The sequence below is a fragment of the Rhizobium sp. S152 genome (assembly GCF_030380735.1).
Classification (GTDB): Bacteria; Pseudomonadota; Alphaproteobacteria; order Rhizobiales; family Rhizobiaceae; genus Rhizobium.
On record NZ_JAUDRZ010000011.1, the window covers coordinates 152,373 to 166,314 of the forward strand.

Annotated in this window: 18 protein-coding genes; 2 read left to right on the forward strand and 16 right to left on the reverse strand. The window is 62.5% G+C overall.

All coding sequences use genetic code 11. The annotated features are described in order from the left end of the window. Nucleotides 1–91: 91 nt before the first annotated feature. The 5 genes from sucD to QTL95_RS15450 form a co-directional block, all read right to left on the reverse strand. Entirely contained in the window at nucleotides 92–994 is a 903-nt protein-coding gene (gene sucD, locus QTL95_RS15430; protein WP_289720833.1) for a succinate--CoA ligase subunit alpha, read from the reverse strand. 16 nt (nucleotides 995–1,010) lie between these two features. Next, nucleotides 1,011–2,204, reverse strand: coding sequence for an ADP-forming succinate--CoA ligase subunit beta (gene sucC, locus QTL95_RS15435; RefSeq protein WP_037181991.1), 1,194 nt, complete (start codon nucleotides 2,202–2,204; stop codon nucleotides 1,011–1,013). Between the two features lie 40 nt (nucleotides 2,205–2,244). Continuing rightward, nucleotides 2,245–3,207 (reverse strand): malate dehydrogenase, encoded by a 963-nt coding sequence (gene mdh / locus QTL95_RS15440; protein WP_037181990.1) that lies wholly within the window; start codon nucleotides 3,205–3,207, stop codon nucleotides 2,245–2,247. Nucleotides 3,208–3,386: 179 nt separating this feature from the next. After that, complete coding sequence (gene zapE, locus QTL95_RS15445) at nucleotides 3,387–4,550, reverse strand: cell division protein ZapE (RefSeq protein ID WP_289720834.1); 1,164 nt, start codon at nucleotides 4,548–4,550, stop codon at nucleotides 3,387–3,389. Between the two features lie 48 nt (nucleotides 4,551–4,598). Further along, nucleotides 4,599–5,117: a protease inhibitor Inh/omp19 family protein gene (locus tag QTL95_RS15450; protein ID WP_289720835.1), complete on the reverse strand. Its 519-nt coding sequence runs from the start codon at nucleotides 5,115–5,117 to the stop codon at nucleotides 4,599–4,601. 31 nt (nucleotides 5,118–5,148) lie between these two features. Between QTL95_RS15450 and QTL95_RS15455 the strand changes: the two genes are divergently transcribed. Continuing rightward, entirely contained in the window at nucleotides 5,149–5,415 is a 267-nt protein-coding gene (locus QTL95_RS15455; RefSeq protein ID WP_289720836.1) for a hypothetical protein, read from the forward strand. On the opposite strand, the gene QTL95_RS15460 is transcribed toward QTL95_RS15455, so the two are convergent. Genes QTL95_RS15460 through sdhC form a run of 6 tightly spaced genes read right to left on the reverse strand, consistent with a single transcriptional unit; the run spans nucleotide 5,412 to nucleotide 9,579 of the window. Continuing rightward, on the reverse strand, nucleotides 5,412–6,191 hold the full coding sequence (locus tag QTL95_RS15460) for a succinate dehydrogenase iron-sulfur subunit (RefSeq protein WP_289720837.1): 780 nt from the start codon (nucleotides 6,189–6,191) through the stop codon (nucleotides 5,412–5,414). The two genes, QTL95_RS15455 and QTL95_RS15460, sit on opposite strands and share 4 nt — an antisense overlap. Further along, nucleotides 6,184–6,642 carry a type II toxin-antitoxin system VapC family toxin gene (locus QTL95_RS15465; protein ID WP_289720838.1) on the reverse strand — a complete coding sequence of 153 codons (459 nt, stop codon included), beginning with the start codon at nucleotides 6,640–6,642 and terminating at the stop codon, nucleotides 6,184–6,186. The genes QTL95_RS15460 and QTL95_RS15465 overlap by 8 nt, the downstream gene beginning before the upstream one ends. Continuing rightward, a complete protein-coding gene (locus tag QTL95_RS15470) occupies nucleotides 6,639–6,878 on the reverse strand; it encodes a hypothetical protein (protein ID WP_289720839.1) in 240 nt (79 codons plus the stop codon). The genes QTL95_RS15465 and QTL95_RS15470 overlap by 4 nt, the downstream gene beginning before the upstream one ends. 48 nt (nucleotides 6,879–6,926) lie before the next feature. After that, nucleotides 6,927–8,783 carry a succinate dehydrogenase flavoprotein subunit gene (gene sdhA, locus QTL95_RS15475; RefSeq protein ID WP_037181985.1) on the reverse strand — a complete coding sequence of 619 codons (1,857 nt, stop codon included), beginning with the start codon at nucleotides 8,781–8,783 and terminating at the stop codon, nucleotides 6,927–6,929. An 8-nt stretch (nucleotides 8,784–8,791) separates the two neighbouring features. Then, nucleotides 8,792–9,172, reverse strand: a complete 381-nt coding sequence (gene sdhD / locus QTL95_RS15480) for a succinate dehydrogenase, hydrophobic membrane anchor protein (RefSeq protein WP_289720840.1) — start codon at nucleotides 9,170–9,172, stop codon at nucleotides 8,792–8,794. 11 nt (nucleotides 9,173–9,183) lie between these two features. After that, the gene (gene sdhC / locus QTL95_RS15485; RefSeq protein WP_289720841.1) at nucleotides 9,184–9,579 is read right to left on the reverse strand and encodes a succinate dehydrogenase, cytochrome b556 subunit; all 396 of its coding nucleotides are present in this window, start codon (nucleotides 9,577–9,579) and stop codon (nucleotides 9,184–9,186) included. Between the two features lie 314 nt (nucleotides 9,580–9,893). Here sdhC and QTL95_RS15490 point away from each other — a divergent pair, with 314 nt between their 5' ends. After that, nucleotides 9,894–10,403, forward strand: a complete 510-nt coding sequence (locus QTL95_RS15490; RefSeq protein WP_289720842.1) for a hypothetical protein — start codon at nucleotides 9,894–9,896, stop codon at nucleotides 10,401–10,403. A 9-nt stretch (nucleotides 10,404–10,412) separates the two neighbouring features. On the opposite strand, the gene QTL95_RS15495 is transcribed toward QTL95_RS15490, so the two are convergent. Genes QTL95_RS15495 through tsaD form a run of 5 tightly spaced genes read right to left on the reverse strand, consistent with a single transcriptional unit; the run spans nucleotide 10,413 to nucleotide 13,889 of the window. After that, the gene (locus QTL95_RS15495; RefSeq protein WP_289720843.1) at nucleotides 10,413–11,060 is read right to left on the reverse strand and encodes a class I SAM-dependent methyltransferase; all 648 of its coding nucleotides are present in this window, start codon (nucleotides 11,058–11,060) and stop codon (nucleotides 10,413–10,415) included. Nucleotides 11,061–11,066: 6 nt separating this feature from the next. Beyond that, nucleotides 11,067–11,498, reverse strand: a complete 432-nt coding sequence (locus QTL95_RS15500; protein WP_289720844.1) for an EVE domain-containing protein — start codon at nucleotides 11,496–11,498, stop codon at nucleotides 11,067–11,069. A gap of 4 nt (nucleotides 11,499–11,502) precedes the next feature. After that, complete coding sequence (locus tag QTL95_RS15505; RefSeq protein ID WP_289720845.1) at nucleotides 11,503–11,796, reverse strand: YciI-like protein; 294 nt, start codon at nucleotides 11,794–11,796, stop codon at nucleotides 11,503–11,505. 9 nt (nucleotides 11,797–11,805) lie between these two features. Beyond that, nucleotides 11,806–12,798, reverse strand: a complete 993-nt coding sequence (locus tag QTL95_RS15510; protein ID WP_289720846.1) for an NAD(P)H-dependent glycerol-3-phosphate dehydrogenase — start codon at nucleotides 12,796–12,798, stop codon at nucleotides 11,806–11,808. Continuing rightward, nucleotides 12,795–13,889: a tRNA (adenosine(37)-N6)-threonylcarbamoyltransferase complex transferase subunit TsaD gene (gene tsaD, locus QTL95_RS15515; protein ID WP_289720847.1), complete on the reverse strand. Its 1,095-nt coding sequence runs from the start codon at nucleotides 13,887–13,889 to the stop codon at nucleotides 12,795–12,797. Before tsaD ends, QTL95_RS15510 begins: the two co-directional genes overlap by 4 nt. Between the last annotated feature and the right edge of the window lie 53 nt (nucleotides 13,890–13,942).

Genomic DNA, 13,942 nt, shown 5'->3' on the forward strand with positions numbered 1-13,942 from the left:
GCCGCATCTGTCTTGCCGCCTGTCCGCGGCCTACTCGTGTCTTGGTCGAAACCGGGCAGGAATTTTATCCTGCCCGGGTATATAGATTGGCTCAGCCCTTGAGGACTTCAACCAGCGTCGTGCCGAGGCGTGCCGGCGAAGGCGACACCTTGATGCCAGCTGCTTCCATGGCAGCGATCTTCGATTCCGCATCGCCCTTGCCGCCGGAAACGACCGCGCCAGCGTGGCCCATGGTGCGACCCTTCGGAGCCGTACGGCCCGCGATGAAGCCGGCCATCGGCTTCTTGCGGCCCTTCTTGGCTTCGTCGATCAGGAACTGGGCTGCGTCTTCTTCAGCCGAGCCGCCGATTTCGCCGATCATGATGATCGACGTCGTGGCTTCGTCGGCCAGGAACATCTCGAGCACGTCGATGAACTCGGTGCCCTTGACCGGATCGCCGCCGATACCGACAGCCGTCGTCTGGCCGAGGCCTTCGTTCGACGTCTGGAACACGGCTTCGTAGGTCAGCGTGCCGGAGCGCGAAACGATGCCGACCGAACCCCTGCGGAAGATCGAGCCCGGCATGATGCCGATCTTGCATTCTTCCGGCGTCAGGATACCCGGGCAGTTGGGCCCAAGCAGTCGCGACTTGGAGCGGTCGAGGCGAGCCTTGACGCGAACCATGTCCATGACCGGGATACCCTCGGTGATGCAGGTGATGAACGGGATCTCGGCGTCGATCGCCTCGATGATCGCATCGGCTGCGCCAGCCGGCGGAACGTAGATGACCGAAGCGTCGGCACCGGTGCGTTCCTTGGCCTCGGCGACGGTTGCGAAGATCGGCAGGCTTTCGCCCTTCGAGCCGGTCCAGGTTTCGCCACCCTTCTTCGGATGGATACCGCCGACCATCTGCGTGCCGTAGTAGGCGAGCGCCTGTTCGGTGTGGAAGGTGCCGGTCTTGCCGGTCAGGCCCTGAACGAGAACCTTGGTATTCTTGTTTACGAGAATAGACATCTATCAGGTCCCCAAATTAGGCGTTGATCGCCGCGACGATCTTCTTGGCGGCATCGTCGAGATCGTCAGCTGCCGTGATCGCGAGACCGGATTCGTTGAGGATCTTCTTGCCGAGCTCGACATTGGTGCCTTCGAGGCGAACGACGAGCGGAACCTTGAGACCGACTTCCTGAACCGCTGCGACAACGCCTTCGGCGATGACGTCGCACTTCATGATGCCGCCGAAGATGTTGACGAGGATGCCCTCGACCTTCGGGTCGGCCGTGATGATCTTGAACGCAGCCGCGACCTTCTCCTTGCCGGCGCCGCCGCCGACGTCGCAGAAGTTTGCCGGCTCCTTGCCGTACAGCTTGATGATGTCCATCGTCGCCATGGCGAGACCGGCGCCGTTGACCATGCAGCCGATGTTGCCGTCGAGAGCGACATAGGCGAGGTCCCACTTGGAGGCTTCGATTTCCTTGGCGTCTTCTTCGGTCTCGTCGCGCAGCGCCTTGACGTCGTCATGGCGGAACAGCGCGTTGCCGTCGAAGGACATCTTGGCGTCGAGAACGCGCAGGTGGCCGTCCTTCATGACGATCAGCGGGTTGACTTCGAGAAGCGCCATGTCCTTTTCGCCGAACGCCTTGTAGAGCGCCGGGAACAGCGACTTGGCGTCTTCGGCGGCAGCGCCGGAGAGTTCCAGAGCCTTGACGATCTTGGCGACGTCATCAGCCGTTACACCGGCTTCCGGGTTGATGGCGATCGTGTGGATCTTCTCAGGCGTGTCATGGGCAACGGCTTCGATGTCCATGCCGCCTTCGGTCGAAACCACGAAGGCAACCTGACCGACCGAACGATCGACCAGCAGCGAGCAATAGAGTTCGCGATCGATGTCGGCGCCGTCTTCGATGTAGAGGCGGTTGACCTGCTTGCCGGCTTCGCCCGTCTGCGCCGTCACCAGCGTGTTGCCGAGCATTTCCTTGGCGTGAGCGACGACTTCGTCGATCGACTTGGCGAGGCGAACGCCGCCCTTGGCGTCGGGGCCGAGTTCCTTGAACTTGCCCTTGCCGCGGCCGCCGGCGTGGATCTGGCTCTTGACCACGTAAAGCGGGCCCGGGAGCGACTTGGCGGCGGCTTCGGCTTCCTCGACCTTGAGGATCGGCACGCCCTTGGCGACCGGCGCGCCGTAGCCCTTCAGCAGAGCCTTGGCCTGGTATTCATGAATGTTCATGGATCTGTTCCTGTTTGGATTGCGTCAGCGATCGGCCGGCTTACTTCAGCGACGGCGCGATGTTGATGCAGGCTTCGCACAGGCCGGCGACAGCGCCGACGGACTTGTCGAATGCTTCTCTTTCGGCCTTATTGAGATCGATCTCGATGATGCGCTCGACGCCGCCGGCGCCGATGACGGTGGGAACGCCGACATACATGTCCTTGACGCCGTACTGGCCGGTGAGCTGCGCTGCGCAAGGCAGGACGCGCTTCTTGTCCTTGAGGTAGGATTCTGCCATTTCGATCGCCGAGGCGGCCGGCGCATAGTAGGCCGAGCCGGTCTTCAGCAGACCGACGATTTCGGCACCGCCATCACGGGTACGCTGGATGATTTCCTCGAGGCGCTCCTTGGTGACCCAGCCCATGGTGACGAGATCGGTGAGCGGAATGCCGGCAACGGTCGAGTAGCGGGCGAGCGGCACCATCGTGTCGCCGTGGCCGCCGAGAACGAAGGCGGTGACGTCCTGTACGGAAACGTTGAATTCCTTGGAAAGGAACAGGCGAAAGCGCGAGCTATCCAGAACGCCGGCCATGCCGACGACCTTGTTGGCCGGAAGGCCGGAGAACTTCTGCAGCGCCCAGACCATGGCGTCGAGCGGGTTGGTGATGCAGATCACGAAGGCGTTCGGGGCATACTTCTTGATGCCGGCACCGACCTGTTCCATGACCTTGAGGTTGATGCCGAGCAGGTCGTCGCGGCTCATGCCCGGCTTGCGGGCGACGCCGGCGGTGACGATGCAGACATCGGCGCCTTCGATCGCGGAGTAGTCGCTTGCGCCGGTGAGGTTGGCATCGAAGCCTTCAACCGGCGAGGACTGCGCGATGTCGAGACCCTTACCCTGCGGGATGCCGTCGGCGATATCGAAGAGAACGATGTCACCCAGCTCCTTCAGGCCGGCGAGATGCGCCAGCGTGCCACCAATCATGCCAGAACCAATGAGTGCGATCTTGTTACGCGCCATTTCGGTGTTTCCTTTGCGACCAAAATTCGTCGGGCGACGCGTGAAGGGGCCTCGCCCAATGCCGCAATCGCATAGACCTTAAGGCCAAAAATGGCAACCTATTATTTTTGGTTGAGGAATTTCAATCGTTTAGAACATAAATTTCTTACGTAAACGTCAATAAAATTCTTACCGGAAAGTTACTCTGCGGCCCTTCGGTCGTGGTGCAGCGCGAGATATTCGGCACTCCGCATTTCGAACAGCCGCGAGGCCGTCCGGTCGAATTCGAAACCTTCCGTACCACGCGCTTGTGTCAGAAGATTTTCAGGCATCGCTGCCGCGGAGATATAAAGCCTGACGGCGTGATCGTAGAGTGTGTCCACCAGAATGATGAAACGCTTCGTCTGGTTCCGCTTCTCCGGTCCGAGCAAGGGAACATGATCGACAAATATGGCGTCAAAACGTTCCGAGATCGCGAGGAAGTCGGCGGCACCCAGCGGCTTTTCGCAGAGATCGGCGAATGTGAAACGCGCCAGCCGGTCGACGCCAAGCGGCACATGGATCGAGCGCCCCTTCATCGGGATATCGATCGCCTGCGCCTTGCGCCCATGCAGCGCCTGGTTCCAGGCGGCGTCCATGGCCATGTCGGCATGCCGGTCGAGCGGCGTGATATAAACAGGCAGGCTGTCGATCTTCTCCATCCGGTAGTCGGTCGGAGAATCCAGCGTCACGGTATCGACGTGCGCGTTGAGCAGCCCGATGAACGGCAGGAACAGGCCGCGATTGAGGCCGTCCCTGTAGAGATTGTCGGGCTCGACATTCGACGTCGCTACCAGAATGCAGCCGCGCCCGAAGAGATCGGAAAACAGCCGCGACAGGATCATCGCGTCGGCGATGTCGGTGACAGTGAACTCGTCGAAGCACAGAAGCTCGGCTTCGTCATACAGCGCCGCACCGACAACGGGGATCGGGTCCGCCTGCTTCGTCTCGCCGTTCTTCAGCTTCAGCCGATGCGCCGCGATGCGATTATGCACGTCGGTCATGAATTCGTGGAAATGCGCCCGCCGTTTCTTGGTGCACGGCGCCATCTCGAAGAACATGTCCATCAGCATCGTCTTGCCGCGGCCGACGCTGCCATGGATATAAAGCCCGCGAACTTTCTCCGACGGCTTCTTCTTGGCCGCGAACAGCCAGCCGAGCGCACTCGATTTCGCCGCCGGGCGCTTCTGCTTGAGGTCGGAAAGCACCCTGTCCAGGCACTTCGCGACATGCATCTGGGCGGAATCAAGTTGAAGCGAGCCCGAGGCCGTCAGCGACTTCAATTGTTCGCTGACGCTCAAGCTGTAGTCTGGCATCGGTTGCATCTGGGATATCCGCCTGAAAAAGATCGGCGGAGCGAGCCGCCGGCTCGCTTACCGGCTGAGCGCGATCGGCTGCCCGGACTTGGTCTGGCCGCTAAAGGCATTGTCGGCGGTCTTGTAGACGCTTCCGACCTGGTCGCCGTTGACGTCCTTGAGGACCACCTGCTTGCCCGAGACTTCCCAGGAGCGCATGGCCGTCAACTCGCCGACGCAGCCGCGCGTGCCGCCGCGCGATCCGCTGCCGAGGTTGGTGAGCGTCAGGAACATGTCGCAGGAGCCGTTGACCCGCCAGCTGCCGACCAGCGACTCCTTGGTCACGTCGAGGCCACCATTGGCCGCCATGGCGCCACCCTGGCCGGCCATCGGTGCGCCGGTGGTCGGCGCGGCCGGGAACTGCGAGGCACCCGACGGCGGCGGCAGCTGCCCGCCCTGAACCGACGGAACCGGCTGGGCCGTCAGCGGCGCCGGTGCCGAAGCCGAACTGTAGCTCGCATCGTTATACGCCGTCCGCTGGCAACCGGCGAGTGACAGCACGACCGCCACACCTGTCATCGCATATCGCAATTGCATCTGAATGCTCCCGAATGTCCGCATTTGTCGTATGAAAATAGTGATTAGACTTATTTTCGAGTTAACGTATTTCACTTTGGTTAATCAAGCCGGCACATCCCGCGAATTGCCCGGGACTGAGCTAGGCCCGAACAGCCGCAATTCAACCGGCTTGGCCGAGAACTTCCTGAAGATAGAATTTGTCAGCAAGGTGATCGACGGCAGATTCTCTGATCTCGAAATCGTGAAAGCCGCATTCCGCTCTGATGGCGGCATTGAAGCGGCCCTGAGGCGGGCCGCCCTGGATGAAACGCCTTAGACCCGGCGCTCGACCATCATCTTCTTGATTTCGGCGATCGCCTTGGCAGGGTTCAGCCCCTTGGGGCAGGTCTGCGCGCAGTTCATGATCGTGTGGCAGCGATAGAGGCGGAACGGATCCTCGAGATTGTCGAGGCGTTCGCCGGTCGCTTCGTCGCGGCTATCGATCAGCCAGCGATAGGCCTGCAGCAGCACGGCCGGGCCGAGGTAACGGTCGCCGTTCCACCAGTAGCTCGGACAGGAGGTCGAGCAGCAGGCGCACAGGATGCACTCGTAGAGGCCGTCAAGCTTCTGGCGGTCGTCATGGCTCTGCTTCCACTCCTTGGCCGGCGTCGGCGACACCGTCTTCAGCCAGGGCTCGATCGAGCGGTGCTGGGCGTAGAAGTTTGTGAGATCAGGCACCAGGTCCTTGACCACAGGCATGTGCGGCAGCGGATAGATCTTCACCGAACCCTTGATGTCGTCGAGACCCTTGGTGCAGGCGAGCGTATTCGTGCCGTCGATGTTCATCGCGCAGGAACCGCAGATGCCCTCGCGACAGGAACGGCGCAGCGTCAGCGTCGGGTCGATCTTGTTCTTGATGTAGAGCAGACCGTCGAGCACCATCGGCCCGCAATCGTCGACATCGATGTAGAACGTGTCGATCGACGGGTTCTGGCCATCGTCAGGGCTCCAGCGATAGACGCGGAATTCGCGCGTATTGGTCGCGCCCGCGGGCTTCGGCCAGGTCTTGCCTTCGCGGATCTGGGAGTTCTTGGGGAGTGCGAGTTCAACCATTTTTGTTTTCCTGTTCAGAAACGAACAACGCATGCGCCGCTTCAAGGGTCCGTATCCGGCCACCCTCGCCGGCAGCATGTGCCTTGGTTAGAAATTTGACGTCTGACGTCACGAGAAAGCTGTCATCCGTCGATAGTGTTGCCGCGAGATACATGCAGTCATAGACGGAGTGGTCGAGCTTGCGGGACAGAGCGAAACCTGACTTGACTAGAGCCTGAGACGGCAGAACGACGTCGATGCTGTGATCCAGTGTCGTCAGTCCGTCCACGGCTTGTTGAGGCGTAATCTGCCCAAGCCGCACCTTGCGCTGCAGGACATTGGCGACCTCTGCGAAGATCAGATCCGGAGCGACCCTCCGTACCGAACTGCCAAGCAGAAAATCGGCGTCAACATGTTCCGGCTCCGGCACGAACCATGCGATCGCAGCCGATGCATCGACGACGTAGATCAACGATTTCGATCCTCTCGCAGCATCTCGACAGCACTCGTCTGCTCGACGCCTTTCGGCGTCATAGCTCGAATTCTGGCAGCAATCGCCGGGAGGTCGTCGCGTCGAGGCCGAGCCGGAACCGCTGCCTGCAGCAGCGCCTCCACCTCTTCCTCGACGGAGCGGTTGTTGAGCCGCGCCCGATCGGAAATACGCGTCAGCAGCTCTTCGTCCGCGATCCTGATACGCATCTCACCCATGACAGTGCCTCCGGTGACGACCTTTCCTCTATTCTCTCACAATCCTCATCAGTACACACGCGCCTTGGGCGCGATCTTCTGCGGATCGATGCCCTCTGCGATGAGCTCGGTATGCACAGGGCGGTAGTCGAGCTTGACGTCGCCGGCATCGTTGACCCAGGCCAGCGTATGCTTGCGCCAGTTGACGTCGTCGCGGCCGGCGAATGCGCCTTCCGTGTAGTCCTCGCGGGCGTGCGAACCACGGCTCTCCTTGCGCGCTTCGGCGCCGTAGATCGTCGTGATGGCGTTGGCCATCAGGTTCTGCAGTTCCAGAGTTTCGACAAGATCCGAGTTCCAGATCATCGAGCGGTCGGTGACCTTGATGTCGCGCATTTCCTGCCAGATGGCCGAGATGCGCTTGCAGCCCGATTCCAGCGATTCCTGCGTGCGGAACACGGCGGCGTCTTCCTGCATGGCGCGCTGCATCTTCTCGCGAAGATTGGCCGTCGGCGTGCTGCCGGAGGCGTGACGCAGGCCGTCGAAGCGATCCATGATCTTGTCGCAGGCAGCGACGTTCAGATGCGGGATCGGCTCGTTGCGGTCGATCACCTCACCGGCGCGGATGGCGGCTGCGCGGCCGAAGACCACGAGGTCGATCAGCGAGTTGGAGCCGAGGCGGTTGGCGCCGTGCACCGAGGCGCAACCGGCTTCGCCGACGGCCATCAGGCCAGGAATGATTCTTTCAGGGTTGGAGCTGTCGGCGTTCAGCACCTCGCCCCAGTAGTTCGTCGGAATGCCGCCCATGTTGTAGTGAACGGTCGGCAGAACCGGGATCGGCTCTCGCGTCACGTCGACGCCGGCAAAGATCTTGGCGCTCTCGGAAATCCCCGGCAGGCGCTCGTGCAGCACGGCCGGATCGAGATGGTCGAGATGCAGGAAGATATGGTCCTTGTTCTTGCCGACGCCGCGACCTTCCCGGATCTCGAGCGTCATGCAGCGCGAGACGACGTCGCGCGAGGCAAGGTCCTTGGCCGACGGCGCGTAGCGTTCCATGAACCGCTCGCCCTCGGAATTGACGAGGTATCCGCCTTCGCCGCGCGCACCTTCGGTGATCAGACAGCCGGAGCCGTAGATGCCGGTCGGGTGGAACTGCACGAATTCCATGTCCTGCAAGGGCAGACCGGCGCGCGCTACCATGCCGCCGCCGTCGCCGGTGCAGGTATGGGCCGAAGTCGCCGAGAAATAGGCGCGACCATAACCGCCGGTCGCCAGCACTACCATCTTGGCGGCGAAACGATGGATCGTGCCGTCGTCGAGGTTCCAGGCAACGACGCCGGTGCAGCGGCTGCCGTCATCCGACATGATCAGGTCGAGCGCGAAATACTCGATGAAGAATTCGGCGTTGTTTCTGAGCGATTGGCCATAGAGCGTGTGCAGGATGGCGTGACCGGTACGGTCGGCCACGGCGCAGGTGCGCTGCACCGGCGGACCTTCGCCATAGTTCTGCATGTGGCCGCCGAACGGCCGCTGGTAGATCTTGCCTTCTTCGTTACGCGAGAAGGGAACGCCATAGTGCTCGAGCTCATAGACCGCCTTCGGCGCTTCCATGGTCAGATACTGCATGGCGTCGACGTCGCCGAGCCAGTCGGAGCCCTTGACGGTGTCGTAGAGGTGCCACTGCCAGCTGTCGGGCGTCATGTTGCGCAGCGAGGCCGCGATGCCGCCCTGGGCGGCGACGGTGTGCGAGCGGGTCGGGAATACCTTGGTGATGCAGGCCGTCTTGAAACCCTGCTCGGCCATGCCGAGCGTGGCGCGCAGACCGGCGCCGCCGGCGCCGACGACGATCACGTCATAGGAGTGGTCGACGTACTTGTAGGCTTTCCCGTTCTGGGCGGGCCCATTCTGAGCGGATGAATTCGAAGCCATGATATCAATTATCCTACGAACGCGATCTTCAGGATGGCGAACAGACAGAGCCCCGCCATGAAGATCGAAAAGAAGCTGTTCAGCATCAAAAGGCCGAGCTTGGCGACTTCGCCGTGCACGTAGTCCTCGATGATGACCTGCATGCCGAGCTTCATGTGAATGACGCCGGAGATGACCATCAGCCCCATGATCACCGCGACGAACGGATTCGACAGGGCGTGAACGACCTCGGCGTAGGGCTGGCCGGCATGGACGATCATGAAGATGATGAAGAAGAGAAACAGCGGTACGTTTGCGACCGCCGTCACGCGCTGGCGCCAGAAATGATCCGTGCCTTCCTTGGCCGAACCGAGGCCGCGAACCTTACCCAGAGGGGTACGCATATCCATGAAAGCAACCTTCAGAAGCGAATGGCGAAGCCGATCACCCAGACCAGGACGGTCAGACAGAGCGAGGCGATGACGTTTGCGATGGCGAGCTTGGTGGAGAATTCCTTCCCGAAGCCATGACCCAGGTCCCACATGAAGTGGCGGAAGCCGCCGAGCATGTGATGGATCAGCGCCCAGGTGTAGCCGAGCAGGACAAGCTTGCCGATGATGCTGCCGAGCACCCAGTTGGCCCAGTCGTAGGCGCCCTGTCCGGTCGCGGCCGCGATCAGCCACCAGGCGACCAGCACGGTGCCGAAGTAGAGCGCGCCGCCGGTGATGCGGTGGACGATCGACATGACCATGGTGGGGATTAGTTTGTAGATTTGCAAATGCGGCGACAGGGGCCGATTACTTGTCGTGTTCGCCATCAGAACCTCGCGGCGTCTTCTCTTCGCTCCCGAATGTCGGAGCATTCAAGCCAACCACACGAATGACAAAATTATCTGTGTGCGTTGCATCAATGGGGACGTTTAATCACGGAAACCCCTAACGACAAGTATAATTGCAGTGGCTTGGGAATTTAATCGATTTGCGTCTTGACGCGTCGAAAAAGATGAGCATCGCCCTCCACTTCGCTACCCCTTCCGGATGATTTTTCAAGCTTCGATGGACAAGCCGGCGCTTTTGGCGCATTTTTGCGTTAACGCTTTGTTAAGCATTCGGTTTCCGGAGACCAAAGGCCATGGTAAAGACCATCTCGAAACTCGTATCCCTGTCGCTGGCGGCGCTGGTTGCGCTGCCCGCCATGGCAGGCGATTTCGGCGCCCGGCCCTTCCCCCGCCATCACGGTGGCATCCATTCGGGCAACCACGGTTCGCCGGTTTTCCGTCCCAATCCCGGCTGGAGCGATTCCCGTATCCGCCTCGCCCAGGGATATAACGGCTTCGGCAATCACCACCGCTGGCGCAATCCGGTCCTGAAGCGCGTCTCGCCCGCCTACACCCGCGCCGGCGACAGCCGTGCCAACGTCGTCCTCGTCGTCCAGCCGCAACAGACGGGCAACTACGGCAGCATCTATGCCGGATCGTCCTACGCCTATGGCGCCGAAGGCGGCACCTATGTCGTCGGCAGCGGCTATGGCGGTTACGAAGCGCGGCGCGAGCAACTCGCACCTAGAGCCAAGGTCATCGAGGTCACGGAAAAGACCAGCGCCTGCTCCTACGAACAGGGCGTCTGCGTCATCCGCCCCTGATAGCGGTCATCAGCCGTCGAAGCGCCAGACCGTGGTCTTCTTGACCTCGCTGTCCTCGAGCGCCCGCGTCACCGGCACCTCGTAGGCAGCACAGGCGACAAGCCTCTCCTTCGGCAAATAGGCCCGCCCGGGATCGCCGACGAGTACGGTCACACCTGATGCCGCCAGCCGCTCGAACCACGGCACCAGCGCCGTCGCGAAGTCGCGATCATAGAACACGTCGCCGGCCAAGAGCACATCGGCGTCGATATCGCCACCGATCAAGTTCTCGCCGGTGAAACCGATCTCGACCCCGTTCAGATCGGCATTGAGCGCCAAGGCGGTCGCCGTCCACGGATCGATATCGGCGGCGAGCACCTGGATTGCGCCCGCCATTCTCGCCGCGATCGCCACCAGCCCGGAGCCGCTGGCGAAATCGACGACGCGCTTGCCCAAGACAGTCTCGGGATGATCGAGCACATAGCGCGCCAGCCCCTGCCCGCCTGCCCAGGCGAAAGCCCAGAACGGCGGCGGCAGGCCGATCTCGGCGAGCTCCTCTTCCGTCTTCAGCCACAGCTCATGCGCTTCCGTCGCCAGATGGAGCCTGATTTCAGGCACATGCGGCGGCGTCATCGGGCTGGTATTGTCGCGGATGAAGAACGCGGGGTCGGTCTTCACGTGGGATCAGCGCGGCGGGTTGTCGAGGCCGCCCATGCGGCAGACCTCAAGCCATTCCTCGTCGGTCACCGGCTGCACGGAAAGCCGCATCGACGTCACCAGCGACATCTTCGACAACTTCTCGCTCGCCTTCACATCCTTCAGCGTCACCGGCTTCGGCATATCGCGGACGGCGCGGATATCGACACAGTCCCACTTGGGGTCGCCCTTGGCGGTGGAATCGGGATGCGACAGCGCGCAGACCTCGACGATGCCGACGATCTCCAGCCCGTCATTGGAGTGGTAGAAGAAGCCCTTGTCGCCGATCTGCATCGCACGCATGTTGTTGCGCGCCAGATAGTTGCGAACGCCGGTCCACTCCGTGCCCTTTTCGCCCGCCGCCTTCTGCTGCTCCCAGGACCAGGCCGACGGTTCGGATTTGTAAAGCCAGTGCGCCACTTGCTTACGCCTCCGGCTTGTTGAAGACCCAGTTGAAGGGCTTCACCTCGACGCTCTCGAACAGGCCCGCCTTGGTGTAGGGGTCGCTGTCGGCGATCGCGATGGCGGCCTCGATGCTCTCGGCCTCGACGATCACCAGGCTGCCGTTGGGCTTGCCCTCGGCATCGAGAAACGGACCCGCCATCTTCAGCGTGCCGGCTTCGTTGAGCGCGTTGAGGTGGTCGACATGGGCGGGGCGTGTGTCCATGCGGACGTTGAGATAGCCGGGCTTATCCTTGCAGACGAAAGCAAAAAGCATGTGAGTCTCCTATTCGGTCGTGATCGGTCGTGTCATCAGCTGTTCGATTGCCTCGGAAACGCCGAGCTTGCCATCGATGATCGCGGAAACGGCATCGGTGATCGGCATGCCGACGCCGAGCGACGCCGCCACCCTGGCGCAAACTGCCGCCGCGAAGGCACCCTCAACCAGCTCGCCATGCGAAGGATCGACCCGCTCGCCGCGCCCAAGCGCGATGCCGAAACGCAGATTGCGAGACTGATGGCTGGTCGCTGTCAGCACGAGGTCGCCGAGGCCCGACAGTCCCGGCACCGTATCGGCCTGCCCGCCGCGAGCGGCCACGAAGCGCGACATCTCGGCCAGCCCACGGGCGATCAGTGCCGCGCGCGCCGAATCGCCGATGCCGGCGCCCTCGACGATGCCGCAGGCGATCGCCAGCACGTTCTTCAAGGCGCCGCCCAGCTGCACGCCGATCCGGTCGGAGGACGGATAGAGCCGGAAGGTCCGGCCGGAGATCGCCTGTGCCAGCCGCTCGGCAATCTCGCCGTTCTCGGCGGCAACCACCATGGCGGTCGGCAGCCCCTTGGCGATATCGGCCGCGAAGCCCGGACCTGAGAGCACCGCGATCGGATGCCCCGGAAGCGCCTGCTGAAGAAGATCGGTCAGGAGATTGCCGGTGGTCTTCTCCAGCCCCTTGGCGCAGGTAACTGTCACGGCATCCTTAGCCAGATAAGGACCATAATGCCGCGCCGCATCCGCCTGTGCCTGCGAGGGCATGGCGAAGAGCACGATGCCGGCATCGCCGATCGCATCCGCCTCGGCCGCAAACTGCAGCGCGTCGGGCAGCGGAATGCCGGGCAGTGCCGCGTCGTGCAGACGTTCGGCGGCGAGATCGGCCATCAGACCGGGATCCCGGCCGACAAGCGTCACCTTGTGCCGCCCCGTCAGCGCGATCACTGATGCCAGTGCCGTTCCGAAGGCGCCGGCGCCGATGACGGCGATCGTTTCGCTTTCTCCACTCATGCCTTTGCTCCCCGCTTTCCGAAGCCCAGCAATGTCTCGGCGCTCGAATCCAGCGGCCAGCGCGAGCGCGGCTGCACGTCGAGGTCATCGGGCACAACGCCCGTTGCCATCCGCTCCAGCCCGGCCCAGGCGATCATCACGGCATTGTCGGTGCAGAGATGCAAGGGCGGCGCCACGAAGCGGAAACGGTTCTTGTCGCACAGCGCCTGCAGCGTGCCGCGCACGGCGAGATTGGCGGCAACGCCGCCCGCCACCACCAGCGCCGGCTGGTCGACATCGGGGTAGAGCGCCTTGAACCGCTCCAGCCCACGCCCGATCCTATCCTTCAGCGTCCGCGACACGGCATCCTGGAACGAGGCGCAGATATCGGCCACATCCTGGTCGCTCAGCGGCGCGATCTCGGTCGCCGCCTGCCGCACGGCCGTCTTCAGGCCGGAGAAGGAGAAATTGAGCTTCGCCTCGCCGACCAGTGGTCGCGGAAACTTGAAACGCTGAGGATTGCCCGATTTCGCCGCCCGCTCGACGGCCGGTCCACCGGGATAAGGCAGGCTCAGGAGCTTCGCCGTCTTGTCGAAGGCCTCGCCAAGCGCATCGTCGATCGTCGTGCCCCAGCGCTCGTAGTCGCCGACGCCTTTGACCAGGATCAGCTGCGTATGGCCGCCGGAAACGAGCAACATCAGATAGGGAAAGGAAAGCCCATCCGTCAGCCGCGCCGTCAGCGCATGGCCCTCGAGATGGTTGACCGCATAGAGCGGCTTGCCGGAGGCCTTGGCGATCGCCTTGCCGGTCATCAGCCCGACCAGCAGCCCGCCGATCAGCCCTGGCCCCGAGGTCGCGGCGATGGCGTCGATGTCGGGCAGCGACACATTGGCGCGTTTCAATGCCTCGTCGATCAGCGTATCCAGCGCCTCGACATGGGCGCGGGCCGCGATTTCTGGCACCACCCCGCCATAGGCGCTATGCTCTTCCAGCTGGCTCAGCACCACGTCGGAGCGCACGGTCGGCACGCCCCCGGCATCGCGTTCGACAACGGCGGCGGCGGTTTCGTCGCAGCTTGTTTCGATGCCGAGGATGCGCAGAAAGGGAGCCATGGAGCCTGATCGTTGATTGCGATGGGTATGAAACCTGTTTACGAGAAACTCCG